The organism is Nitrosomonas sp. Is35 (assembly GCF_033063295.1).
Lineage (GTDB): Bacteria > Pseudomonadota > Gammaproteobacteria > Burkholderiales > Nitrosomonadaceae > Nitrosomonas.
In genome coordinates, this window is the sequence record NZ_JAWJZH010000001.1 from 2,092,341 (window position 1) to 2,117,514 (window position 25,174).

Annotated in this window: 27 protein-coding genes, 3 tRNA genes and 1 pseudogene; 25 read left to right on the forward strand and 6 right to left on the reverse strand. The window is 48.8% G+C overall.

Annotated elements, in window-relative coordinates:
- Positions 1 to 9 precede the first annotated feature (9 nt).
- From R2083_RS09860 to epsC, 11 genes are all read left to right on the forward strand, one after another.
- Positions 10 to 1,659, forward strand: a complete 1,650-nt coding sequence (locus R2083_RS09860) for an alginate export family protein (protein WP_317538353.1) — start codon at positions 10 to 12, stop codon at positions 1,657 to 1,659.
- 32 nt (positions 1,660 to 1,691) lie between these two features.
- Positions 1,692 to 2,693 carry a sulfate ABC transporter substrate-binding protein gene (locus R2083_RS09865; protein ID WP_317538354.1) on the forward strand — a complete coding sequence of 334 codons (1,002 nt, stop codon included), beginning with the start codon at positions 1,692 to 1,694 and terminating at the stop codon, positions 2,691 to 2,693.
- A gap of 48 nt (positions 2,694 to 2,741) precedes the next feature.
- Positions 2,742 to 3,086: a DUF2325 domain-containing protein gene (locus R2083_RS09870; RefSeq protein WP_317531128.1), complete on the forward strand. Its 345-nt coding sequence runs from the start codon at positions 2,742 to 2,744 to the stop codon at positions 3,084 to 3,086.
- Between the two features lie 100 nt (positions 3,087 to 3,186).
- The gene (locus R2083_RS09875; RefSeq protein WP_317538355.1) at positions 3,187 to 3,447 is read left to right on the forward strand and encodes a hypothetical protein; all 261 of its coding nucleotides are present in this window, start codon (positions 3,187 to 3,189) and stop codon (positions 3,445 to 3,447) included.
- Positions 3,448 to 3,505: 58 nt separating this feature from the next.
- Positions 3,506 to 4,336, forward strand: coding sequence for an EAL domain-containing protein (locus R2083_RS09880; RefSeq protein ID WP_317538356.1), 831 nt, complete (start codon positions 3,506 to 3,508; stop codon positions 4,334 to 4,336).
- A gap of 100 nt (positions 4,337 to 4,436) precedes the next feature.
- Positions 4,437 to 5,354 (forward strand): family 2A encapsulin nanocompartment shell protein, encoded by a 918-nt coding sequence (locus R2083_RS09885; RefSeq protein ID WP_317531131.1) that lies wholly within the window; start codon positions 4,437 to 4,439, stop codon positions 5,352 to 5,354.
- Positions 5,341 to 7,188, forward strand: coding sequence for a family 2A encapsulin nanocompartment cargo protein cysteine desulfurase (locus R2083_RS09890; RefSeq protein WP_317538357.1), 1,848 nt, complete (start codon positions 5,341 to 5,343; stop codon positions 7,186 to 7,188). Before R2083_RS09885 ends, R2083_RS09890 begins: the two co-directional genes overlap by 14 nt.
- Positions 7,189 to 7,225: 37 nt before the next feature.
- The gene (gene cysT / locus R2083_RS09895) at positions 7,226 to 8,059 is read left to right on the forward strand and encodes a sulfate ABC transporter permease subunit CysT (protein WP_132427806.1); all 834 of its coding nucleotides are present in this window, start codon (positions 7,226 to 7,228) and stop codon (positions 8,057 to 8,059) included.
- Between the two features lie 8 nt (positions 8,060 to 8,067).
- Entirely contained in the window at positions 8,068 to 8,949 is an 882-nt protein-coding gene (gene cysW / locus R2083_RS09900; RefSeq protein ID WP_317538358.1) for a sulfate ABC transporter permease subunit CysW, read from the forward strand.
- Positions 8,946 to 10,034: a sulfate ABC transporter ATP-binding protein gene (locus tag R2083_RS09905; protein ID WP_317538359.1), complete on the forward strand. Its 1,089-nt coding sequence runs from the start codon at positions 8,946 to 8,948 to the stop codon at positions 10,032 to 10,034. Before cysW ends, R2083_RS09905 begins: the two co-directional genes overlap by 4 nt.
- 43 nt (positions 10,035 to 10,077) lie before the next feature.
- Positions 10,078 to 11,031 (forward strand): serine O-acetyltransferase EpsC, encoded by a 954-nt coding sequence (gene epsC, locus R2083_RS09910; protein WP_411172501.1) that lies wholly within the window; start codon positions 10,078 to 10,080, stop codon positions 11,029 to 11,031.
- A gap of 54 nt (positions 11,032 to 11,085) precedes the next feature.
- Here epsC and R2083_RS09915 read toward each other — a convergent pair whose 3' ends face one another.
- Positions 11,086 to 11,373 (reverse strand): hypothetical protein, encoded by a 288-nt coding sequence (locus tag R2083_RS09915; protein ID WP_317538360.1) that lies wholly within the window; start codon positions 11,371 to 11,373, stop codon positions 11,086 to 11,088.
- A gap of 192 nt (positions 11,374 to 11,565) precedes the next feature.
- Between R2083_RS09915 and R2083_RS09920 the strand changes: the two genes are divergently transcribed.
- The 6 genes from R2083_RS09920 (at position 11,566) to R2083_RS09940 (ending at position 13,808) form a co-directional block, all read left to right on the forward strand.
- Positions 11,566 to 11,640, forward strand: a tRNA-Gly gene (locus R2083_RS09920).
- A 110-nt stretch (positions 11,641 to 11,750) separates the two neighbouring features.
- Positions 11,751 to 11,824 (forward strand) — tRNA-Cys (locus R2083_RS09925).
- Positions 11,825 to 11,843: 19 nt separating this feature from the next.
- A tRNA-Leu gene (locus tag R2083_RS09930) sits at positions 11,844 to 11,933 on the forward strand.
- A gap of 348 nt (positions 11,934 to 12,281) precedes the next feature.
- On the forward strand, positions 12,282 to 12,470 hold the full coding sequence (locus tag R2083_RS09935) for a hypothetical protein (protein WP_317531136.1): 189 nt from the start codon (positions 12,282 to 12,284) through the stop codon (positions 12,468 to 12,470).
- 961 nt (positions 12,471 to 13,431) lie between these two features.
- Positions 13,432 to 13,566, forward strand: coding sequence for a DUF4224 domain-containing protein (locus R2083_RS15420; protein ID WP_411172502.1), 135 nt, complete (start codon positions 13,432 to 13,434; stop codon positions 13,564 to 13,566).
- A 38-nt stretch (positions 13,567 to 13,604) separates the two neighbouring features.
- Complete coding sequence (locus R2083_RS09940; RefSeq protein WP_317531137.1) at positions 13,605 to 13,808, forward strand: hypothetical protein; 204 nt, start codon at positions 13,605 to 13,607, stop codon at positions 13,806 to 13,808.
- Between the two features lie 530 nt (positions 13,809 to 14,338).
- On the opposite strand, the gene R2083_RS09945 is transcribed toward R2083_RS09940, so the two are convergent.
- On the reverse strand, positions 14,339 to 15,016 hold the full coding sequence (locus tag R2083_RS09945; protein ID WP_317537134.1) for an IS1595 family transposase: 678 nt from the start codon (positions 15,014 to 15,016) through the stop codon (positions 14,339 to 14,341).
- Between the two features lie 503 nt (positions 15,017 to 15,519).
- Here R2083_RS09945 and R2083_RS09950 point away from each other — a divergent pair.
- Together R2083_RS09950 and R2083_RS09955 are read left to right on the forward strand one after the other, a co-directional pair.
- Positions 15,520 to 16,437, forward strand: a complete 918-nt coding sequence (locus R2083_RS09950) for a class I SAM-dependent methyltransferase (protein WP_317538361.1) — start codon at positions 15,520 to 15,522, stop codon at positions 16,435 to 16,437.
- A gap of 5 nt (positions 16,438 to 16,442) precedes the next feature.
- Entirely contained in the window at positions 16,443 to 16,901 is a 459-nt protein-coding gene (locus tag R2083_RS09955) for a hypothetical protein (RefSeq protein WP_317531140.1), read from the forward strand.
- A gap of 332 nt (positions 16,902 to 17,233) precedes the next feature.
- Here the strand turns inward: R2083_RS09955 and R2083_RS09960 are convergent.
- Positions 17,234 to 17,410, reverse strand: a pseudogene (locus tag R2083_RS09960) (transposase); the annotation flags it as partial.
- Positions 17,411 to 17,507: 97 nt separating this feature from the next.
- Between R2083_RS09960 and R2083_RS09965 the strand changes: the two are divergent.
- The 3 genes from R2083_RS09965 (at position 17,508) to R2083_RS09975 (ending at position 19,576) form a co-directional block, all read left to right on the forward strand.
- The gene (locus R2083_RS09965; protein ID WP_317538362.1) at positions 17,508 to 18,242 is read left to right on the forward strand and encodes a PEP-CTERM sorting domain-containing protein; all 735 of its coding nucleotides are present in this window, start codon (positions 17,508 to 17,510) and stop codon (positions 18,240 to 18,242) included.
- A 565-nt stretch (positions 18,243 to 18,807) separates the two neighbouring features.
- Positions 18,808 to 19,155: a hypothetical protein gene (locus R2083_RS09970; protein ID WP_317531142.1), complete on the forward strand. Its 348-nt coding sequence runs from the start codon at positions 18,808 to 18,810 to the stop codon at positions 19,153 to 19,155.
- Positions 19,156 to 19,207: 52 nt separating this feature from the next.
- Positions 19,208 to 19,576 (forward strand): DUF393 domain-containing protein, encoded by a 369-nt coding sequence (locus R2083_RS09975; RefSeq protein WP_317531143.1) that lies wholly within the window; start codon positions 19,208 to 19,210, stop codon positions 19,574 to 19,576.
- A gap of 37 nt (positions 19,577 to 19,613) precedes the next feature.
- On the opposite strand, the gene pyrC is transcribed toward R2083_RS09975, so the two are convergent.
- Both pyrC and rsmI read right to left on the reverse strand, forming a co-directional pair.
- Positions 19,614 to 20,654, reverse strand: a complete 1,041-nt coding sequence (gene pyrC, locus R2083_RS09980; protein WP_317538993.1) for a dihydroorotase — start codon at positions 20,652 to 20,654, stop codon at positions 19,614 to 19,616.
- 48 nt (positions 20,655 to 20,702) lie between these two features.
- Positions 20,703 to 21,560 (reverse strand): 16S rRNA (cytidine(1402)-2'-O)-methyltransferase, encoded by an 858-nt coding sequence (gene rsmI / locus R2083_RS09985; RefSeq protein ID WP_317538363.1) that lies wholly within the window; start codon positions 21,558 to 21,560, stop codon positions 20,703 to 20,705.
- 10 nt (positions 21,561 to 21,570) lie between these two features.
- On the opposite strand from rsmI, the gene R2083_RS09990 reads away from it, so the two are divergent.
- On the forward strand, positions 21,571 to 22,710 hold the full coding sequence (locus tag R2083_RS09990; protein WP_317531145.1) for a penicillin-binding protein activator: 1,140 nt from the start codon (positions 21,571 to 21,573) through the stop codon (positions 22,708 to 22,710).
- Positions 22,697 to 23,035 carry a YraN family protein gene (locus R2083_RS09995; protein ID WP_317531146.1) on the forward strand — a complete coding sequence of 113 codons (339 nt, stop codon included), beginning with the start codon at positions 22,697 to 22,699 and terminating at the stop codon, positions 23,033 to 23,035. The genes R2083_RS09990 and R2083_RS09995 overlap by 14 nt, the downstream gene beginning before the upstream one ends.
- 24 nt (positions 23,036 to 23,059) lie before the next feature.
- Here the strand turns inward: R2083_RS09995 and R2083_RS10000 are convergent, their stop codons facing one another.
- Positions 23,060 to 23,800 carry a pteridine reductase gene (locus tag R2083_RS10000; protein ID WP_317531147.1) on the reverse strand — a complete coding sequence of 247 codons (741 nt, stop codon included), beginning with the start codon at positions 23,798 to 23,800 and terminating at the stop codon, positions 23,060 to 23,062.
- A gap of 97 nt (positions 23,801 to 23,897) precedes the next feature.
- Between R2083_RS10000 and R2083_RS10005 the strand changes: the two genes are divergently transcribed.
- Positions 23,898 to 25,064 carry a class I SAM-dependent methyltransferase gene (locus R2083_RS10005; RefSeq protein ID WP_317531148.1) on the forward strand — a complete coding sequence of 389 codons (1,167 nt, stop codon included), beginning with the start codon at positions 23,898 to 23,900 and terminating at the stop codon, positions 25,062 to 25,064.
- The last annotated feature ends 110 nt before the right edge of the window (positions 25,065 to 25,174 follow it).

Below are 25,174 nucleotides of genomic sequence, written 5' to 3' on the forward strand. Positions count from 1 at the left end.
TCGAGAATTATGACATTGAGCGCACTGACTATCAGCGCTACTCAAGCATCTTCCGATCAAAAAACAACGCTTGATTTTCAAGCAACGCAACAAACAATCCTGCAAGTTGTGCAACAAATGCCGGAAACGGCTAAGCCATCAGCCGTCAAGGCATCGGAACAGGGTAAACCATCTGAAGCGGGAAAAGGATTGCCCGCCATCGTGCCGGAGACAAAAACCGCCGAGGCAAAAAAGCCAACCAGCTACCATCAGCGTTCCAACAGCTACGCCACCAACCCGGATTCCGATCCGCCGCGCTATGTGCGCCGCTTGAGCGATATCGGTGTTGAGGCATTTAAAGATGTCACCTGGCTGGAAATCGGTCTGGAATCCCGCATGCGTTACGAGCATCGCCACAACGATATCCGCCGTATTGAAGGTGGAAACGACGATCCTTTTTTCTTGCGCCAACGCGCATGGATAGGGATCAAAGAGATTCTGGATCCATTCCGCTTCGCGGTCGAATTTCAAGATTCCCGGGTTTATAACAACCGGTTTGTACGGACCGATCAGGAAAGAAACGAGTACGACCTGCTCAACGCATACGGCGAACTGTATTTCAAAAAAGCGCTTGGCGCCGATGACCGGGGTAATGATCGACCGATTCGATTCCGCGTAGGCCGGATGGCTTATGAAACAACCGACCGGCGTTTTATCGCGCGTAATGAGTGGCGCAATACCACCAATACATTTGAAGGTTTCCGCTTGAATCTGGGTCGTGAAGCCAATGATTGGGAGCTTGATCTGTTCGGCATGCAGCCGGTGCGGCGTTTGCAAACCAAGTTTGATGAAGCAAATGATAATCTCTGGTTCTTTGGCGGGATCGGCACTTTACGCAAATGGTCTGACATCGCTACTCTCCAGACTTACTACATGGGGCAGAAGCAAACGGGTGATCCGAATGGTTTCACAGCAACCAACCGGCTGGACCGGGAAATTCATATGCCTGGGTTTCGTGTATATGGCAAGGCGAGCGATATTCTCGATTTCGATGTCAGCTATAACCATCAGCTAGGATTCAGCGGCCCCAATCGCGTGGACGCGCATGGATACACCATCGAAGTAGGAAAAACATTTGACCATGCCTGGAAACCACGGATTGGCCTGTTTTACGGTTATGCCAGCGGCGACAAGAATCCCAATGACAATGTCGACAACCGCTTTGACCGCTTCTTTGGATTTGCGCGGCCTTGGTCGGCGGATCACTATGTGATTTATGAGAACTTGAAAGCACCGAAAATTCGCTTTGAATTCAGCCCAACGCAGAAACTAGGATTTGAAGTTGGTTATGGCGCCTATTGGCTGGCCAGCAGCAAGGACCGCATGTTCGATATTCTCGATGGCAACATCAGTAATACCATCAAGGACCCTGGATTCAATCGCGACCGCACCGGGCAGAGCGGCGATTTCGGTGGCCATGCCTTCGAAGGACGCATACGCTACCAAGCCACATCGAGAATCAGCACCATATTGGGTTACACCCATTTTACCGCCGGAGAGTTCGTTAAAAACCGTATCGCAGCGACTTCTTGCGCAACCTTGCACAAGCACCCTTGCACCGATCAACGCTCAGGCAACACGGATTTCTTATATTTTGAAGTGCTTATCAGCCTTTTATAAACCCTTTTAAATCATTAGTGGAGAAAATTCTCATGAACATCAGAACATGCCTCGCAGTAAGCTTCTTGACAGCCGGTTTGATTGCCGGCGGTAACGCATTGGCGGACAAAACCTTGCTCAATGTATCCTACGATCCAACCCGCGAGCTCTATCAAGAATTCAATGCGGCCTTCGCCAAATACTGGCAAGCGAAAAACAACGAAAAAGTCACGGTCCGGCAATCGCATGGCGGCTCTGGCAAGCAAGCGCGTTCCGTCATTGACGGCCTTGAAGCCGATGTAGTGACACTGGCGTTGGCCAACGATATCAACGCTATCTCCGAGAAAGCCAAATTGCTGCCGGAAAATTGGCAATCAAGGCTGGCACTCAACAGCACACCGTACACTTCGACCATCATCTTTCTGGTGCGCAAGGGAAATCCCAAAGGCATCAAGGATTGGGATGATTTGGCCCGCCCTGGCGTGGCGGTGATTACACCGAACCCGAAAACATCCGGTGGCGCGCAGTGGAATTATCTGGCGGCATGGCAATACGGCAAGCGCAAGTTCGACGACGAAGGCAAAGTGAAGGAATTCGTCAGCAACATTTATAAAAATGTACCGGTACTGGATTCCGGCGCGCGTGGATCAACCACCACATTCGTCGAACGCGGTGTCGGCGATGTGTTCATTTCCTGGGAAAACGAAGCCTTTTTGGCGCTGAAGGAATATGGCGCGGAAAAATTCGAAATTGTCATTCCATCGCTCAGCATTCTAGCCGAACCACCCGTCGCGATCGTCGATAAAGTGGTCGACAAACGCGGCACGCGCCAAGTCGCGGAAGCTTATCTGGAGTACCTCTATTCCGAAGCAGGCCAGGAAATTGCCGCCAAGCATTTTTACCGCCCTACGCATCCTGGCGTGGCTGAAAAGTATGCCGCCAAATTCCCCAAAATCGAATTATTCAAAATCGATGAGGCGTTCGGCGGGTGGAAAAATGCACACAAAGCCCACTTCGCCGATGGCGGCACATTCGATCAGATTTATCTGAAGTAATGACAACATAGCGCGCTGCGGCGCGCTAACAAACAAAGAGGATTCAACATGACCGTTCTTATCGTGGGTGGAGATTACGTGGCATCGTTCAAGCAGCTGATTGCCACGCAACACAATGCACGCATCGAGCATTGGAGCGGCCGCGCAAAAGGCTTTAATAAGCGGCAGCTTCCACATGAAACACAATTGATCATCGTTATTTGCGACTTCATTAATCATAACTTTGCCAATTCGATCAAAGAGCAAGCGAATCGCAATGGTATTCCGCTTGTTTATTGCCATCGTTCTGTTAATGAATTGAAACGCAAATTAAAGGATATCTACCCAACCGATAAGGACAGTTGTTGTAACAGTTTTGGTGAAAAAAGAAATCCAACACACAGATATCACTAACCAGTTCAATTGCAGCCTATAGAAACATCTCAAGTCTGTAACAGAACCATTGTTTTCTCTGTCTATGCTTAGCAGCATTCATTTCCATGAAGATAATTCCATGAATACAGCAGCACAAAAAACTTTTACAGCCTTCGAGGAATTTGAGCTTATCCATTCCGCCACCGGCTCTGCATTAAAACGCCCTGACAACGGCTGGATCAGCGGATATTTTCATCAATACGCGGTGCGAATTAAGCTACTCTCCACGATCGAAACAACCGCGTTGCCGCTCGTTTCAGAATTACTATATACTCATCTTGCTGATAAAGATGGTTGTTGTAACAGCCTGCTTGAAAAAAGAAATATCTTAAGCACGTAATAAAACAACCGGCTTTCTCTGTCTGCGCATTGCAGTTCATTTCTATGGAGATAATTCCATGAATTCATCAGCACAAAAAACATTTACCGCTCTCGAAGAATTTGAGCTCATCAATTCCGCCACCGACTACGCTTTAAAACGCGCCGACAACGGCTGGATCAGCGGATATTTTTATCAATGCGAATTAACCAGCGTTTTTCAACCCATTTTTAGCATCGATTTGGGCAAAACCATCGCACATGCCGCGTATGTGCGCTCCAAGTCCAACGAAGAAATTGCACTCTGGCCATGGCAAGTGTTCGCTATGGCGTCAAAAGACGATCAATTGATCGAATTGGATCGCTTATGCCGGGCGATTCATGCACTGAATTATTATTTCAATCATATATCCCGGTCGGACAATTTGTTTGTCGAAGTTCACCCGCGTCTGCTGGAGAGCGTCAAGGACGATCACGGCCGCGCATTTGAGAATTTTCTCGATCTGATCGGCGTGAAAACCTCGCGCGTCGTCATCGAAATTCCGGCTATCGTCAACCGCAACTGGAAATTGCTGCAGCATGTCATCGGTAATTACCGCTCGCGCGGTTACCGGATTGCCGCCAACTATTCCGGCAGCAGCAGCGATTGGATGGCGGAACTGGGCAGTTTGTATCCGGATGTGGTGCGAATCGCGGCCAGCGATCTGATGCGCCATGAAACCATTTCCGGACTGGCGGATACCGTCCATAGCTTCGGCGCAAGTTTGCTGGTACGGGACATCGAAACAGTGGAACAGTTAACGGCCGCTAAACGCACCGAAGCCGATTATCTGCAAGGCAATCTGCTCGGCAAACCGGCATCCGTGATCAAAACATCCGAGCTGACGGCTGCTTCAAGACCGGATAATTAAAACAAAAGGAGAACATCCATACGTCATCTTTTCAACTCGTTTCACAAGCCTGAAGCAGTACACGTTGCAACATTATTGACTTAATCCAAGGAGAATCACAATGACCGATATTCATCAAGGAAACACCGCATTAGGTGACGTAGCCGCCCGCACGCTTGCCAATGCCACAAAAACTGTCCCGATGATGGGAACCATCACGCCGCGCTGGCTAACCCACTTATTGCATTGGGTGCCGGTCGAGGCGGGTATTTATCGCGTGAACAAAGTGAAAGACCCCGATCAGGTGGAAGTCGATTGCTCTGCCAAGGATGAACGCGAATTACCCGCGACATTCGTGGATTATGAAGAATGGGGACGGGAATATGTGTTGAGTGCGGTCAATACCGTGCTGGACGTACATACCCGCGTTTCCGATCTGTACAGCAGCCCGCACAATCAAATCCGCGAACAGTTACGTTTAACCATTGAAACAGCCAAAGAACGCCAGGAAAGCGAGCTGATCAATAACAAAGAATATGGGTTGCTCAATAATGCGGCCAAATCGATGCGGGTGAAAACACGCACAGGCGCACCCACACCGGATGATTTGGATGAACTGATTGCGCGCGTGTGGAAAGAACCTGCTTTCTTTTTAGCGCACCCGCAAGCGATCGCCGCGTTTGGCCGTGAATGTACCCGCCGCGGCGTCCCGCCTCCAACCGTAACGCTGTTTGGTTCACAATTCCTGACTTGGCGCGGCATTCCATTGATTCCGAGCAACAAGTTCAATATCACCGGTGGTAAAACCAGTATCATCCTGCTGCGCACGGGTGAAAGCCGCCAAGGCGTGGTTGGACTCTATCAACCGGATTTACCGGGCCAGCAAGGCATGGGATTGTCGGTGCGCTTCATGGGCATCAATCACAAGGCGATCGCTTCTTATCTGGTTTCTCTCTATTGCTCGCTGGCAGTATTGACCGAGGATGCGCTCGGCGTACTCGAAAATGTCGAAGTGGGTAAATATCATGAGTACAAGTAATCTCGATCATCCCACAGGCGAAAGCTTGGATGCGGCATCCAGCTATCTGCCGGATGTCGAGTTACTGACCCGCATGGCCAACGAAATGTTTTCCGCTTTGCCCAATGCAACGCCTGCCGCAGGCGTACCGTCCTCTGCGGCAGGCACATCCGCGGCCGCATCACCGTCTGCGCTGGAAATTCCCGCATTCCCCGCGGATCATCCGCGTGCGGGGAGTTCTGTGTACGCTTCAGCCATTCCATTACCATTCGAGGATGAACTCAACACTTTGCTTTCATCGGCAAAAGAGAGTTATTCCGCTGTGCCCGGCCTAACGCAAACGGCTGGCGCTCCCTCTGCGGAAGCGCTCACGGCTGCACCGCTGCCAGCGCCGGAAATTTCCGCAGTGAGCGTGGATCATTTCAATCTGGCCACTTCCCCTATTCCATCGGTCATCCCGCTACCGTTTGAAGAAGAATTACGCACGCTCTTCACACCAGCGCAGAAAGCTACGCTTGCACATACCACCATCCCGGCCAATCCAAGCCAGGCATCGTCATTCTATTTTCTCGACAGCATCGCATCACCAGCGACGGGCACGCCGCTACCGTCCTATGCGGCCGCGCATCCGCCGTTCGATGTGAATGCCATCCGCCGCGATTTTCCGATACTGAAAGAACTAGTGCATGGCCGTCCGCTGGTTTGGCTGGACAATGCCGCGACGACACAGAAACCGCAATCAGTCATCGACCGCCTCAGCTACTTTTATCAACACGAAAACTCCAACATCCATCGCGCCGCGCATGAATTGGCGGCACGCGCGACCGATGCCTACGAAGATGCGCGCAAGAAAGTCCGTCATTTCCTGAATGCGTCATCCGTCGATGAGATTGTCTTTGTCCGCGGCACCACCGAAGGTATCAATCTCGTCGCACAAAGCTGGGGGCGACAACATATCAATGAAGGCGACGAAATCGTCATCTCCTGGCTGGAGCATCACGCCAATATCGTGCCGTGGCAGCAGCTGTGTACCGAGAAAGGCGCCAAATTGCGCGTTGCGCCCGTGGATGATCACGGCCAGATATTGCTGGATGAGTATCAAAAACTGCTGAACTCACGCACCAAGCTGGTGGCATTCTCGCAAGTCTCGAATGCGCTGGGTACGATCACACCGGCGCAGCAAATGATCGCGATGGCACACCGCGTTGGCGCGCGCGTGCTGTTGGACGGCGCGCAATCGGTTTCACACATGCGCGTCGATGTGCAGCAGCTCGATTGCGACTGGTTCGTTTTTTCCGGTCATAAGGTATTCGCTCCAACCGGGATCGGCGCACTGTTCGGCAAATTAGAATTGCTCAATTCCATGCCGCCTTGGCAGGGTGGGGGCAATATGATTCAGGATGTCACCTTTGAAAAAACCATTTATCATGCGGCACCCGCCCGTTTTGAAGCCGGTACCGGCAATATCGCCGATGCCGTCGGATTGGGCGCAGCGATCGATTACGTTCAGCGCATCGGTCTTGAAAACATCAGCCGCTATGAACATCAGCTGCTGGTTTATGCGACACGCGGCCTCAGTACGATTCCGGGTTTGCGCCTGATCGGCACTGCCGCGGAAAAAGCGGGCGTGCTATCTTTTGTGCTGAAGGGATTCAGTTCCGAAGAAGTCGGCGCAGCGTTAAACCGCGAAGGTATCGCCGTGCGTTCCGGCCATCACTGCGCACAGCCGATTTTGCGCCGCTTTGGCCTGGAAACCACGGTTCGTCCGTCATTGGCGCTGTACAATACCTGTGCGGATATCGATTTTCTGGTCGCCGCACTGCGCCGTATCCAAAGCGGACGCACGAGCTTTTGATGATGGATTAATCTAAATCAACACAAGGAATTCTTAATTGAGCAGTTTCAAGCAATACAGTATTTTGCCAGGTTTCAATCTGGCATTGGGATTCACACTGTTGTATCTCAGTCTGATCGTTTTGATTCCGTTGTCGGCCGCGTTCATTCGTACCGCCGAATTGACGTGGCCGGAATTCTGGTCGATTGTTACCACCCCGCGCGTGCTGGCTTCTTACCGGTTGACATTCGGCGCATCGTTCGCGGCCGCCACTGTCAATGCCTTTTTCGGTTTGTTGGTCGCGTGGGTGCTGGTGCGTTATCATTTTCCCGGCAAGAAAATAGTTGATGCCTTGGTGGATCTCCCCTTCGCCCTGCCGACTGCGGTAGCGGGTATCGCACTGACAGCGCTGTATGCCGGCAATGGTTGGATCGGACAGTTTCTTGAGCCGCTCGGCATCAAAGTGGCTTTCACGCCACTGGGGATTTTCGTAGCGTTGACTTTTATCGGTCTGCCGTTTGTAGTACGCACCGTGCAGCCGGTGCTCGAAGATATCGAAACCGAGCTGGAGGAAGCGGCTGCAACGCTCGGCGCCAACCGCTGGCAAACCTTTACGCGGGTGATTTTCCCGGCACTCTATCCCGCCTTAATGACCGGTTTTGCGCTGGCTTTTGCACGCGCAATCGGCGAGTACGGCTCGGTGATTTTTATCGCCGGGAATATGCCAATGATTTCCGAAATCACACCGCTGCTGATTATCACCAAATTGGAACAGTATGACTATGCCGGGGCCACGGCCTTGTCGGTCGTGATGCTGGTGATTTCTTTCACGCTGTTATTGATTATTAACTTATTGCAATGGTGGAGCCGACGCCGCAGCATGCAAGCTTGAGAACCATAATGACTACAACGATTACATTCCCCTTAACTGGTAAAACCTTCCGGCAGCGCGCCACACAGGAGCCTGCTTGGGTGCGCCGCTCCTTGATCGGCTTGGCGCTGGTATTTCTAACCCTCTTTTTGTTTGTGCCGCTGATTTCGGTCTTCTACGAAGCTTTGAAAAAGGGCGTGGAAGTTTACGTCGCGGCGATCACCGATCCCGATGCGGTTTCCGCCATCAAACTGACGCTGCTGGTAGCAGCCATTGCAGTGCCTTTGAATCTGATATTCGGTATCGCGGCGGCCTGGTCCATCGCCAAGTTTGAATTTCGCGGCAAGAATCTGCTGATCACGTTGATCGATCTGCCTTTCTCAGTCTCGCCGGTGGTTTCCGGGTTGATTTACGTGCTCGTGTTTGGCTTGCAGGGATGGCTGGGGCCGTGGCTGGCGGAGCACGATCTGAAAATTATCTTTGCCGTTCCCGGTATCGTGTTAGCCACCGTGTTTGTAACGGTACCGTTCATCGCACGCGAATTGATTCCACTGATGCAAGCACAGGGCACCGAGGAAGAGGAAGCGGCCGTTGTGCTGGGCGCCAGCGGCTGGCAGACTTTCTATCATGTGACGCTGCCGAATATCAAATGGGGTTTGCTGTACGGCGCTATTCTGTGTAACGCCCGGGCGATGGGTGAATTTGGCGCGGTATCGGTGGTATCCGGCCATATTCGCGGCAGCACCAATACCATGCCGCTGCACGTCGAAATTCTCTATAACGAATATAACTTCGCCGCTGCGTTCGCGGTCGCTTCGCTGCTCGCCTTGCTGGCGCTGGTAACGCTGGTGCTAAAAACACTGGTTGAATTTCGTAATAAACAACACCAAAAACAACGAGGTCTCGAATGAGCATTGAAGTGATTAGTCTCTCCAAACAATTCGGCACGTTTACCGCACTGCATGATGTCAGTTTACAAGTGCAATCCGGTGAATTGCTGGCGTTACTGGGGCCTTCGGGTTCCGGCAAAACCACGCTGCTGCGTGTGATCGCCGGACTGGAAACCGCCGATAGCGGCCAGGTATTATTTCATGGCGAAGACGCAACCGATCAGCATGTGCGTGACCGCCAAGTCGGATTCGTCTTCCAGCATTATGCCTTGTTCCGCAACATGACAATTTTCGAGAATGTCGCCTTCGGTTTAAATGTGCGTCCGAAGAAATTCCGCCCTTCCAAAGAGGAAATCCATGACCGCGTGATGAAATTATTGCATTTGGTGCAGCTGGATTGGCTGGCGGACCGCTATCCGCACCAGCTTTCCGGCGGCCAGCGCCAGCGTATTGCTTTGGCGCGGGCACTGGCAGTGGAACCGAAAGTGTTATTGCTTGATGAGCCTTTCGGCGCATTGGATGCCAAGGTGCGCAAGGAACTGCGCTCCTGGCTCCGCAGATTGCACGATGACATGCACATTACCAGTGTATTTGTCACACACGATCAGGAAGAAGCACTGGAAGTCGCTGACCGGGTTGTCGTCATGAACGAAGGCCGGATTGAGCAAATCGGCACACCGGATGAAGTGTACGAGCAGCCTGCCAGTCCGTTCGTGTACGAGTTCCTTGGCAACGTTAATTTATTCCATAGCCGCTTGCATCGCGGCCGTGCCTGGATCGGCGATCTGGAAGTCGATGCACCGGAGCACGCGGAAGCGGAAGAACTGGCCGCCATTGCTTATGTCCGTCCGCATGAAATCGAAGTCGAGCGCACCCAAAATGGTGAAGCGGCGCTGGCGGCGCAGATTGTTCATATTCTATCGGTAGGTCCGATTGTCAGGCTGGAGCTGGTACGCGAGAACGACAAAGATAGGCACCCGGTGCACGCTGAAATCAGCAAGGAGCGCTTTCGCGAATTGCAGCTCACCAAGGGAGAGAAAGTCTTTATCAAACCCAAACGGCTTGATTTGTTCCCCAGCTATCCGCAAAGCCAATTGAAACATTAATGCATGACATTAAAAAACAGATTGAACAAAATGGATTGAAGTCATGACAACCGAACTCAAAACACAGGACACAACTGAACCGGAAATCAATCGTATGGAAATCGATCATATTGTTTCCCAATTACGTGCGTTACGTGTGGCCTCCCTGGAGCACCGTCAGCGGCTTAACAAGCCTCCCAAACTGCCTTCACGAAAAGTCCTGGCATCGATCATTGAACGGTTAAGTGCGGCGTTGTTTCCGAATCGTTTGGGCACACCCAGCATTTCCGATGAAGGAATCGATTACTACGTAGGACATACCCTGGATGTTACATTACGCGACCTGATCGATCAGATTCACCACGAATTGTTTTTTGTCTCGGGGCAGGAAATTGCCGGTCCGTCGATTCGTGAACATGCTGCGAGCATTGCCAATACATTTGCCCAGCAATTACCCAAAATCCGCAGTCTGCTGGAAAATGACATCCGCGCAGCTTATGAAGGCGATCCGGCAGCACGTAGCATTGACGATGTATTAGTGTGCTACCCGGGGATTACTGCGATTATTCACCACCGCATCGCGCATGAGTTGAACCAGCTGGGCGTGCCGCTGATCGCACGCATGATGTCGGAAATCGCTCACTCACTCACCGGCATAGAAATCCATCCGGGCGCACAGATAGGCGATAGTTTCTTTATTGATCATGGAACCGGCGTAGTGATCGGCGAGACTACGGTCATTGGCCGCAATGTGCGGTTGTATCAGGCTGTCACCCTCGGTGCCAAGCGCTTCCCCGTCGATGAACACGGCATTCTGGTGAAAGGCAATCTGCGTCATCCCATCGTTGAAGACGATGTGGTGATCTATGCCGGCGCTACGATTCTCGGTCGTATCACCATCGGCCGCGGCTCAACGATCGGAGGCAATGTCTGGCTGACACACAGCATCCCGCCGGAAAGTCACGTCACGCAAGCGCAAATTCGTACGGATGTAATCGCAGCCGGTACCGGAACTTAGAATTCTTTGTATTTGAATCCCGTCACAGGTAAGGCGAATATTTCCTCAATGCGCTCAATGAGATGCAAATATTAATTGATCTGAGAATTCACCTGCGGCTATTTTTTCCAGCAATTTTTTCGCTTTCTCACTGACCCCCGCCCCATGTTGCAGATAAGATTGCGCCGCCAGCGCGGGTGAATAATCACTGACCGTATATCCCTGCGTATTGATTTCTTGCTGCGATATCGTTGTCACTGTCAGTTTTCCTTTTCCTAGCTTGATCACAAGCAGCTTCTTTCCACTCGCCCCCGCAATGATTGCAGTATGTCGATGTCGATTGATAATCACAGTTGGTTGCATTTTTGTCGGTCTCAAACAGTCAATAGCGTATACGCATACGATACCACTGTTCATCGCCCGGAATCTTCATTCACACCTAAGTAAAAATGTTTATTCATTCTTGGCCTGCATTTTCTTGACCAAAACGTACAGCATCTCTATAATCCACCCTTCGTTTCTGAAGTGATTCCAGTCACACAGCAACTTCTTATTGCGGGAATAGCTCAGTGGTAGAGCACAACCTTGCCAAGGTTGGGGTCGCGAGTTCGAGCCTCGTTTCCCGCTCCATTCTTTCTGTGGAATGGCTCTTTGAAATTTTACTTGCTGGGAATCGAATAATTACTCCTGACCGGCTTTTTTCCGTAGGATTAAAAGACATTTAGAAGTTATGCAATAATGGCGGGGTGGCAGAGTGGTCATGCAGCGGCCTGCAAAGCCGTCTACGCCGGTTCGATTCCGACCCCCGCCTCCACCGATCTGATATTTCCATAGCCCGGGTGGTGAAATTGGTAGACACAAGGGACTTAAAATCCCTCGGGCCTAAAACGCCCGTGCCGGTTCGATTCCGGCTCCGGGCACCAATAATCAATAAACTAGACTTATTTCATCTATCAAAAAATCTCCCTTTCTGTTCCGCAATTCTGAAAAATACAGATCAATTTGACCAACAAAACCATCTGAACGCAGAATTCGTGCAAATGCTCAAAGCACCTCTCAAAGCAGATAGCCACGCGCCCGATAGTCGTGTTTTTTTACGCCCGTAGTTTGCCTATGGCTGGGTATGAGCACGCTTTATCGATGTTTAAAAACGCGGTTGCAAATGATGAATGCGGTTTAGCAGCCGCATAGTGGCGTGCAAACGTGATGATTGCTGAAGCGATCAGCCATGTGGACGACATCAAGTTTATGATGGCAGATGTGAATTTGATTTGCTCGATCTATCAAGCCGCAGCGCTTGTCTGAAGTGGCTCATCGGATTGTTTCGCAACCATGAAATTGACTCGGTTCCGCTATTCGGTACTTTAAAAGAAAAACCGGCAAAACTATCCGCAGAAGTAACTCCACATTGGATTCAGGATGGCATAATTGTTGATAAAGCTATGGAGGCTGCGGCGTAGTCGGTGAAGCAGGCAGGATTATTGAGATTAGATCGTATAAGGATAGGATGAAATGAGTTTTTTCGAATGGCCGTGTGAACTGGTTTTCAGTGCTTGCACCTTTTTTGTAATGACAAAGGCTTTATTGGCATTAATTCTCTGCGTTATCTCGGCCGGGATGATTTTCATCGTAATAAAAGAAATAATCAAAGATTTCAGGAAATAATAGAAGCTCTTACTCATATCGGAATATCAATAGAAACGCCCGGTGAGGGACTTTGAATCTCAGCCGGGCGTGGAGATCATATGTGGATACGCCAATTTAGTATTGGACGGACATTAAAGAAACTTTAGGGATTATTAATCAAATTATTAATCCAGTCCGGGTTGGTATACCAATAATATCCACCCGCAATAAGCAGGAAAACCACAATTAAAGCGACAACTACGCACATCAGAATATCGCTATTACTAAGTCGCGGACCGTCTGAATTGACAGTTTTGCTCTCGAATTCGTTGGGATTATTGGTGCTCATGGTTAACCTCGTTTTTAATAAAATGCAATGTAGCTGCAAAAAAATTATTGATCTGTTCGGTTGTTAACATAGGGTCAGAAAATTTTGTGCATGATCTTAGAACTGTAATAGCGAAATTTACCGGAAGATTTTGGCGCGTTACTACTGAGCAACTGATTCAGATTTAAACAATTCAATAATTGATATCATCTTTAAATGGGGTTATGACCAAATGAGCAAAACTCAATGGATAAAATGCAGCGAACAGATGCCCCCAGAGGACTATACTTTGATAGTAATAAAGGTCAAAGGAAAAGTGCTCGGAAAAATAGTCAGCCTGGATTTTCATCGGTGCAACTATTACGCAGCAGAGGATACTGAATGGTCTCTGACTCCAGCAGATAAATGACGACCCTTACGCGCTCATACGTACAGATAAATTAGAAATGCCGAATCAATAGATTGCCATGAGTTTGTTCCTTGATTCAGAAGACGTCTCCATACTGACCGGCAGAAAAACAAAATTCGGCCAGATTGACACACTGCGCCGGATGGGCACACTATTTTACGTTAACGCGGTGGGTAAACCCGTTGTACCCTGATCCGCGATAGAACCTAGCAGCAGGCCTCAGATTTCACGATGGCCGTTAAAAAATGGTCAGAATTGCAGATTGACGCAAAGCCAGCACATCAAGAAATAATCACGTTTCGATATGTGGCAGAACGCTATATTAGAGACGTTATCCCACTAAAATCACCGGCAACACAAAAGAACAATCTCAAGGAATTGGAGCGACTGTACAAATTCTTTGACGATCCACCCAGCGCCCTTCTGATGTTTTGAGAATAACAGATCATGACATCAGTGATGGAATATTGTCAGTCCAGCAAAATAAAACCGGAACCATAGCGAGAATTATCATTGAGGATGAACTTGAAAGCTTGATGAAAAGAATCTAAGCTAGAAAATCAGGCTACAAAGCGCGGAGCTTAGAACTGATTGTTGATGATAATGGGCAGAAATTGACCGCCAGCGCTTTGCGCGGTCATTTTGATAGCGCGCGCGAAGCGGCCGGAATTGACAAAAAATATTTCAATTTCGTGATCTCAGGGCCAAGGCTGCTACAGACACGACCGAATTAACCGGCGACATCAGAGAGGCACAAAAACAACTAGGTCACACAACTATAGCAATGACCTAACACTAGGTAAAAGCTCGTCGTGGAGATATAGTAAAGCCGACAAAAACTCGCAAATCCGCTCCGCAAACCTGAAATAGGCTATTGATTGGCGCGGCCCTTGAGAGTTATTTTTTGTAGCATTTGCGGAGCGGTATTTATAATAAGCCTTTATTTATTATAGGGTCTTAGGAAGTTAAAGCGGGTTTAAACGTAATAATTTGAGAATCTGATGATAGAGATTATCACGGCGATGATTAAAACGAAATTCGGTTTCTTTCAAATGCAAATAAAAGGTATGTTCAGGAACACCATTGAACTTTGCCAAACGCCTTTTTGCAAAGCTCCAGAAAGATTCAATGCCGTTGATATGCCGCTCGCCACTGGCGAATTCATTGTTGCCATGACAAACCCTGAAGTGCTTATCAAAACCAATATCGACCAGCCCGTCATATCCGCGCCAGCCATCAGAATGGATGATGGTATCGGGTGCTACATGCCCACGGATAATAGCTTGTAACGTGGCTTTGGAGCAATCAGGAACAATCTCCGTATATACCTTCCCTTGGCGTTTCAGAACGCCAAAGACAATGGTTTTACCATAAGCGCCTCGACCTTTTTTGCCTCTGACACGCTGCGCGCCAAAATAAGATTCATCAACTTCCACAGCACCTTGAAGCGGCGATTCAAGTTCGCAGCAGTAGGCAATTTTTTGCCGCACTTTGAGGTAAATCGTATTGACGGATCGGATAGAAATACCGGTCAATTGCGCGGTACTTGTAGCGGTAAAATCCAAAACAAAATAGCGAATAAGTTGTCTGAATTTAGCTTCTCCAATCCGAGAACGGAAATAGTATCTATTTTTAACATTCATCTCAGTAAGTTAACACACTTCCGTAAGTGCTTAACTTCCTAAGACCCTATTATAAATATAACTCTGAACTAAAAATCCCTCGGGCCTAAAACACCCGTGCCGGTTCGATTCCGGCCCCGGGCACCAATAAAAAATAAGCTTCTCAATCCCGTCAGAGCTGACAAGCATCCAGTACCATTCCGCAATTTTGTTTGTAAGAATTTCTAGTATTGTTAGAACGCCACTCTCTATGAAATACTCAACGCTTATCTTATTTAAATCAATCTCTCTGTAAACACCCCTGAGATTTCTTACATACCTAAAGAAGTTTTTAGGTAGACCGATGATTGGAGTCTAGCACCCAAAAATAACGCTGAATTTGACTGCACATCAGGTTTTATGTATATTTTCAAAACAAGTATCTATTTTTCCTACACATTCTATCACCGTAAAAAACGCAGAATGACGGTATAAACATTATTAGTCACTCAGCGAATTATCAAAATACAGGACAAAGTTGATCTATGATCAAGTATCTGGCAGCGGCAGTAATGCTAAAAATGTTTTCACTGAACAAATTTACACGTTCTAGTTATCGGTACCTGGGCAATAAATTTGGTCAAAAAAAACGTCAACAGCAAAACATCGACATGTACGTAAATCGTGGCGACTTATTAGTCCAGTTAATTAAGAAGCATAATGTATTTAAGGATGATGGAGCAGCTGTTGAGCTTGGTACCGGCTGGATACACTGGTTTGGTTTATATTTAGCGCTACATATCGATAAAAAAATCAGCTTGGATCTATTTGATGTTTGGGACAACCGTCAATTAGATGCATTGAAGGGAGCTTTTAACAAATTATCATATCAGTGGGAACATGATACCAGTATAAATACAACACAACGTAATCGACTATCTTCTATCCTGTCAGTCAATTCTTTTGATGAACTCTATCGTATATTTGATGCAAAATATACCATCGATAATGAAGGTTCACTTGCAGGTTACCCAAGTACAAACTATGACCTGATTTTCAGCTTCCATGTCATGGAGCATGTTAACAGAGGCTCTATCGAAGAATCAATTGACCATATGTTCCGCATGCTAAAACCGGGAGGTTTCTGCATACACCAAATTGGTATTGATGATCATCTAGCGCACTATGATAGCCAAGCTTCGCAAAAAAATTACCTTGAATTCTCACTGACTAGGCGTAAATATCTATTCGAGAATATAGTGCAATATCATAATGTCTTGCAAGGCGATGACTATCAAAATCTATTCCGCAAGAAGGGTTTTGAAATTATAGAAATTGATCGTGAGCGATGCGATATTTCGAGACTCACTATTCATGATGACTGGAGCAATTATTCTCGCGAAGATCTGGAAACGACTATCTTTACTATCGTCTGCCATAAACCGGCAAACGTAAATGGTTAGTAGTTATGAATGCGATTCATCTATATCGTATCGCACATTATCTGCACTGCAAACACATACCACTACTTCCCGGTCTGCTGCGCTTACTTATGTTCCTGCTCTATAACAGTGTAATCCCTCCAAAATGTAGAATTGGACAAGGGTCTTGGTTTGCGCATGGCGGAATTGGTGTAGTATTACATCCCGATTGCCTTATCGGTGATCGAGTACTGATTGGTCAGGGTGTCACAATAGGAGGCAACTTTGGGTGCGGAGTACCAAAAATAGGAAACGATGTTTGGATTGGCCCGGGCGCTAGAATACTAGGAGCCATTACAATTGGATGTAACACTATTATTGGCGCCAACGCTGTGGTCATTTCGGATGTGGCAGAAAATAGCGTGATTGGTGGAGTACCTGGTAAATTAATAAAATCAATTAGTCCGGGATCGCTTAATGTCACGGAAGGAAAACTAAACGATTAGATAAATCTATGTTTCCCCGCATAGAAATATGCCTTCTGCCGTACAATTTATCGTAGCGACACAAGTTCCAGTCCAGGAGATGAGTGACTATAGATTGTAGTACGTAAGTTAATCATCCAGAAGCAGAAGTGTATGCCCGAAAAACCTCTTTATATGACTTCTTCCATTAGGGAAGCGCTGAACAATTAGCGATTTTCAGATTTTCCGGTAATCCTGCCAGTTTCTTGAACACGAATTCCCGGCAATTCATTTTTCAGAGGTGTTTTGTAGCCGGATTTCCCCTGTTTGTGCGTCATTATCCGCCGCCGGGGTATGATGGACGGACTTTTCCCTCAAGCGATCATCAACTGCCTGCGCAGCGGGTACAGGTTGACCAGGCCCATCAACATGTTCACCTGAACGGCATTCTTCATCAGCCCACGGTAGCGAGTCCGGGTGAATCCAAACTGCCGCTTGATCACCCGGAATACATGTTATACCCGCGCCCGGATCAAGGAATGCTTCCGGTTACGGTTACCACTTAGAAATGGATTGTTTTATTTTTAAGCACTTAAGTGTATTTCGCGAAACACTTTGAGATTTATCCTCATACAGTTGGAGACAACAATGAAAAAAATTCAAAAATATATAATTGGCGCCTTGCTGGCATCACCGATGCTTGCTTCTGCAGCAACAAGTTATAATTTACCCAGTGACTTCAGCAACACAAATAATCCAAACGGAGCTTGGTCTTTCTTACAAGGGACGACACTGCTGGCGTCTCAAATACCCTTGAACAATGGCAACCCGCTTTATCCTGCGACTACTGCAGGCTATTTCAGCACCGGGCCTAATTTGAATACCGACACACCTGACGTCATTAAAACCGCAGTGAGCGGTAGTAGCGCAGGTCAAACCGATACCGATTTCTTAGCTGGGGATGTAATCATTCATAGCCCCAACAGCGGAGATCCATTATTTGTAGTATGGACTGCACCCAGTGACGGCATAGTCGATTTCACCAGTGATATTTGGTACGCCCATTCGATTGTAAATCGCTCAAATGATGCTTCTATATCGTTGGGTGGATCTTTCCTGGGTTCGGCCACAATATCAAACGCTTCTTATGGCGACAGAACCAATCCATGGCATATCAGCGGTGATGATTTGGCCGTTGTTGCCGGAGATACACTTTCATTCGCCTTCACAAAAAGCGCCGGACAATCTTTTGGATCTTTAGATGGCATAAACGTCGATATCTCATTTACCAGTGCGGTTCCTGAGCCTGAGACTTACGCGATGCTATTAGCCGGTCTAGGATTGCTGGGATTAGCCATACACCGCAGAAATCAAACCACCTAAGGAAGCGCTGATTAATTGACTGCACGAGCGAATTGCTTCGTTGCGCGGTACTCACTTCCTCGCCTATCAGATTGATATGTCTCGGTTGTTGCGTTCCGTGCGCCTCGCCCTTCATCACGTTCGTTAAATTAATCAGCGCTTCCCTAAAATAACTGCCCGATTTTACCGGGCAGTTTTCGTTTAACTATTGGTATCCGGCATCACCTACACCAGCGGCATGCTTCCGAAGCACTGATCCAATCTCGCTGGGAAGTCCGATTTATCAGCTTCATCCCATCGACACCAGAATATCCGCTTTTGTCGCAGTTTCACAGGATTTACGTACATTCTCGACAGCAATCCATCCACTATCGTTACATCAGAAAATACCAGATTGGATTGATATATCGCGCTGACGAGCAATCTTCATCACAATTATCACGGTATGAATCCAGCACTACATTCTATCAAACTATAAACTTTTGGCGTCCGCTTCCGATAAGTGCTGAGAGATTAAGATCAGGAATTTGATCCGACTTCGTTCAATTAATCCACATTCACAATCAAACACTGACGAATTATTCCTATGCCAAAATTACGCCTAAAAGTCACTAAACCCAAAACAAAAATGTATTCACCTCAAACAGACAGTTTTCTTAACAATGCGAGCCGCTTCGTGCAAGAAAAAATCCACAGGATGCTCGACAATGATGTGTTGCCTTTGATCATCGCGCCATCGATTTTCCTGATATTTGCGGGGCTGGAGTGGTGGCGCTGGTATCTGGAAATACCGACACCTATTCCGCTGCTTTTGACTATCATAGCGCTGGGCTTAGGCGTATATTGCTCCCATAAATTATTGGGGCATAAAAGAAATGAGAGCAGACAAAAAAACTTACGCACAAGCATCAATCAACATCCAGAATTGCACTAAGCACGCAAAAAATTGATTCTCAATAGATTTTTAAATAGAAACAAACTCCGGAATGCCGATTAAAGTGTATTACAACAGTGCTTGCCCTGTTTGCAATGCAGGCATAAAAGATCAATGCCAGCGCATGCAACAGTGCGGGATCAAGGGCATTGACTGGGTGGATGTACACAACAACCCGGCCACGGTGTCAGAAACGGGCAATCCGTTGGAACAGGTGCGCGAACGATTACACGTAAAAGACGATGGTGGCCGGTTGCATATCGGTATCGATGCATTTATCTATCTTTGGCAGCAGACTCCGAATCAGCGTTGGCTGGCAAACTTGCTGCAATTGCCGGTCATCGGATCACTGGCACGACTCGCCTACAATGGCTTTGCCAAATTGCTTTACTGCTGGAACCGGGTATTAAAACATTGGTAATTCTCTGCGCCCACGTTTTTGCAAGAATTTCCCGGCTTTACACCAATTTCCAATTCACAGGATTACCCGCATAGAGCGGTATTAATTGCTCTCCGGCAAAATCAAACTGCTCCGGGACAATCCAGCTTTCTTTCTTCAGTGTAATCGAATCTTTATTGCGCGGCAGTTGATAAAAATCCGCGCCATGGAAACTGGCAAACGCTTCCAGTTTATTCAGCGCTCCCGCCTGTTCAAAGGCTGTCGCATATAACTCGATGGCCGCATGCGCTGTAAAGATTCCTGCGCAGCCGCAGGCATTTTCTTTACTTGTTTGCCCATGCGGCGCACTATCGGTCCCGAGAAAGAATTTAGGATTTCCGCCGGTCGCCGCATCCAGCAAAGCTTGCCGGTGTATTTCACGTTTTAACACCGGCAGGCAATAATGATGTGGACGGATACCGCCTTGAAACAGCGCATTACGATTCAATAACAGGTGATGCGCCGTGATTGTCGCAGCAATCCGCTGAGATGCTGCCGTTACAAACTGCACCGCATCGCGCGTGGTGACATGCTCAAATACGATGCGCAAGTCTGGGAAACGACGTGTCAGCGGCGCCAGTATCCGATCGATAAAAACTTTTTCGCGATCAAACACATCCACATCAGAATCCGTCACCTCGCCGTGCACCAGCAACGGCAGATTATTCTGCTCCATCGCCGCCAGCGTGGCATAGCATTTGGCGATATCGGTGACACCGGCATCCGAATTGGTTGTAGCACCCGCCGGGTATAATTTCACGCCGTGTATTATGCCGCTTTCCTTAGCCCGGATGATTTCCGACGGCGGGGTATTGTCCGTCAAATACAAAGTCATCAACGGTTCAAAATAATTCTGCAAAGCTACCGGCAAAGCCGCCAGGATTCGAGCGCGATAGGCCAGTGCCATTTCGACTGTCACCACCGGCGGTTTCAGGTTGGGCATGATGATGGCGCGCGCAAACTGCTTGGCGGTATGTGGCAACACGGCGTGCAACTGCTCGCCATCGCGCAAATGCAAATGCCAATCGTCAGGCCGGGTAATGGTAATGCTGGTCAAGATTTATCCGCAAATGGGTTAAATAGCCGCATTATAGCGCAAGCATCCATGCTATCCGGAATCTCCCCCCGCCTTTAAATCCAGCGCCAATTGATACAGCGTGTTTTTGTTCGCGCCGGTAATCGCTGTGGCGAGTTTAACCGCTTGCTTTAAAGGCAATTCAGCCAGCAGACAGGTTAATGTATGCCGAGCTTCGTCGCTGATCTCGGATTTATCCACAATTTCCGCCCCGGATAACAGTAATACAAATTCGCCTTTCTGCTGGTTCGAATCCGCTTGCAACCAAGACAACACGTCGACTAATGTTCCGCTATGAATGGTCTCGAATAATTTGGTTAATTCCCGCGCCAGAGTGATCCCGCGCTGCACGCCGAAAATATCGATCATATCCGTAATGCATTCCAGAATCCGATGCGGCGCTTCATAAAATATCAATGTATAGGGATGCGATTTTAATGCCATCAACTCACGTTTGCGCAACCCGCTTTTTGTTGGCAGGAAGCCATAGAACAAAAAATGTGGATTCGTGATGCCAGCTGCGGATAAGGCACAGATTGCTGCATTCGCCCCGGGAACCGGAACAACCCGGTAGCCGCTTTCCCGCACGCGCTGCACGACAATCGCGCCGGGATCGGAAATGCCGGGCGTGCCTGCATCGGTTATCAAAGCAACGCTTTTCCCGGATTCCAGCAAAGTGACTATTTTGCCCGCGACTGCCGCCTCGTTATGTTGATGCAACGCGATCAATTTCGCCGTAATAGCATGCGCCGCCAATAAATGTTTGGAATTCTGCACATGCTCGGCGGCGATTACGTCGGCTTTTGCTAATACATCCAGCGCGCGCAAGCTGATATCGCTTAAATTTCCTATTGGGGTTGCAACCACATATAATGCACTTTTTTCCAGCATAATCCTCACTATGCCACGTTTATTGACAATTCTCGCGGTATTACTCCTGGCACTATACGGCAACCCGCCAGCCATGGCCACCGGCGCGGAAGAATCCCCGCAGCCGGAAATTGTACCCGGGCCGTTGATCGTTGCACATATTGCACTACTGCTTCCGCTTGAATCCGCGGCGTTTGCAGAAGCGGCAAATGTGGTCAAAGAAGGATTTGAAGCTGCCGCGCAGCGCGGACAATCGTTGCCGCTGACAATCCGTCTGTACCCGACCAGTGACGATCCGCTCGATATCGTGATGAGTTATTATCACGCCGTGACTTCCGGCGCGGCGTTTGTAGTCGGTCCGTTGACGCGCGACGGTGTATCCGCCATCGCTTCCAATCAAACACTAGCAGTACCGACATTGACACTCAACACGGCCGATAACCATCAGACCCTGCCCGCCAAACTATACCTATTCGGTTTGCAAACGGATACCGAAGCCGCTCAAATCGCAAAACTGGCGCTCGCAAGCGGCAGGAGTCATGCCGTTATCATCGGCGACGACAGTGCTCTGTCGAAACGCCTGCAAAATGCCTTTAAACAGCGCTGGCAGGATGAATATGGCAAAACCCTTGAATCGCTGCGCTATAGCGAGAATCCGTTGATATTGCAACAACTGCGCGAATTGACAACCGGTACTGACCGGCTGGCTTTTCTGGCCCTGGATGCCGCCAAGTCACGCATCCTGCGCGCTTATCTCGATCCGGAAGCGCCGGTGTATGCCACCTCACAGATTTTTACCGGAACCGATAACTTCCTGCTCGCTAGCGATTTAAATGGCATTCAGTTTCTCGATATGCCGTGGTTACTGCAACCCGATCACCCTGCCGTCATGGCGTATCGTCACACCGGCAAAACCAGGAGCACCGAGATGGAACGTCTCTACGCGCTGGGGATTGATGCTTTCCGTTTGATGACCAATCTGCTGCAACAGCAATCCGCCAAAGAAATCACTTTTGATGGTGTCACCGGCAATATCCGTTTCGCGCCGCCCAACTTATTTACCCGCGAACCTGTAGCGGCGCAATTCGACAACGGCAAAGTACGATTGATTACAATACCATCGAATACGCCGGAAACACCCCAGAATTCGCCCGAAGATGAAGGGCAGTGACGCCGAACAGATAGCGCTATCGTACCTGCAACGGCAAAACCTCGTGCTCGTGGCACAAAACTACCGTTGCCGTTTCGGTGAGATCGATTTGATCATGCGCGACGGCGCAACCCTGGTTTTTGTCGAAGTCCGCATGCGTGCAAACGAATCATTCGGCGGCGCCGCCGCCAGTATCACACCGGCGAAACAAGCCAAATTACTGCATACCGCCCGGCATTATCTATCCCAACTCAATAGCGAACCGCCCTGCCGCTTCGATGCGCTGCTGTTATCGGGTACTGGTGGACGAGAAATTGAGTGGATTAAGGATGCGTTTGGGGAGTAACCATTCAATCTGAATGAACACTCTTCATAAATGAATACTCCGCCCGCCATCCACCGCAATGATCTGCCCGGTGATATAAGGCGCATCGGTAATCAAAAACTGTACGGTTTTGGCGATATCATCCGGTTCACCGCAACGTTTAAGTAAGGTGCTGGCAATAATTTGATTCCGTTCCGCTTCATCGGTCCATTCGCCGTCTTCCGGCCACAGAATGGGTCCTGGAGAAACACCATTGACACGCACTTCGGGCGCCATTTCCACCGCCAGCGATTTGGTCAGCGATAACAATCCGCCTTTGGCGGCGTTATAGATCACGTAGTTCTTTAATGGCCGTTCGGTATGGATGTCGACGATATTCACGATGCAGCCGTGCCGCTCCTTTAGGTAGGGTGCGGCCGCCTGAGCCAGAAAAAGCGGCGCTTGGAGATTGCTGCCGACCAGATCGCGCCAATCGTCCAGCGTACACTGCTGCAGCAGGGTCGGGAAAAAACTCGAAGCGTTGTTAATCAATACATCCAATTGGCCAAAACGGCTGACTGCTTTTTCCACCAAGTCCGGCAATAATTCCGTATCGAGCAAATCCGCCTTTACCAGAGCCACGGAATCAGAGCGTTCTTGATTCAATTCGTCGTGCAGCGCTTTAGCTTCGTCGAATGAAGAGCGGTAATGCACAACCAGCCGCGCGCCTTGCGCATGCAACCGACGGCAAATGGCCGCCCCTACCCGCTTTGCACCACCAGTCACCAAAATCACATTTCCTTGCACGTACGTCTCCTTCAAAGAACTGATACACTATGGCCCATTTTACGAATAAACTTTACAATCCACTCTAACTTTATTTCCTATATTATTGATCATAAACATGCTACCTCCCAGTGAAATTGCTTTAGCACATAGCCGATCGGTACAAGCGATGATCCGGGAAAAGATTCTTGCAATCCATCATTGGATTTCTTTTGAAGATTATATGAATCTTGCATTGTATGCACCAGGACTGGGTTACTACAGCAGTGGCGCAACCAAACTGGGCAGTGCAGGAGACTTCGTCACGGCACCGGAAATTTCTCCGCTATTCGGCCGCACACTGGCGCAACAGCTATGGCAGATTTCACAGCACCTTGCCCAATTTAATATTCTTGAATTTGGCGCCGGCTCAGGCAAATTGGCGCGGGATATCTTGCTGGAACTGGAAAAATCCGCTGCGTTGCCGGAGAAATATTTCATTCTTGAAGTCAGCGCCGATCTGCGTGAGCGGCAACAATCACACCTTATGCAAGAAATACCTCATCTTGCGGATCGAATCGAGTGGCTGGAACAGTTGCCCGGTCAATTCACCGGCGTCGTGCTCGCCAATGAAGTGCTGGATGCAATGCCGGTTCACATCGTCAGATGGCATGCCGATACCGTGCTGGAACGCGGTGTTACTTGGCAAAACGATCAATTCGCCTGGCAAGATCGTGCGATTCAAGATCAAGAGCTTCTGACAACCGCCCAGCAGCTAACTCCCGCAATCAATCCGGCCAATCAACCCATCGATTTCGTCAGCGAAATCAATCTTGCCGCCGTTCATTTCATGCGCAGCCTGGCAAGCACGCTGCAACAAGGGGTCATATTGCTCATCGACTATGGCTTTGGCCGCAGCGAATATTATCACCCGCAACGCAGCCAGGGTACGCTGATGTGCCATTACCGCCATCATGCGCATGACGACCCGTTTTATCTGCCCGGACTACAAGATATCACCAGCCACGTCGATTTCAGCGCCATCACCCAGGCCGGACAAAGTGGCGGACTGGCCCTTCTGGGCTACACAACACAAGCCTATTTTCTGCTCAACTGCGGCATCACTGGGATTCTTGCTCAGACTTCCGCGGAAGATACTAGCCATTACTTGCCGCAATCGAGTCAAGTGCAGAAATTGGTCAGTCCGGCTGAAATGGGCGAGCTATTTAAAGTGATCGCTTTTGGAAAAAACTTTTTTGCGCCGCTGAGCGGATTTAGTACTGGCGATATGAGCCGTCGATTATAACAATGCGATTCCGGTAAAGAAGACAAGAAACCTGCCGATTCACCTAGCGGATAAATTTTCCTCACTGTCATGCAATCACTGTAGTTCTGCTAGTAGTCCCTTGTCATACC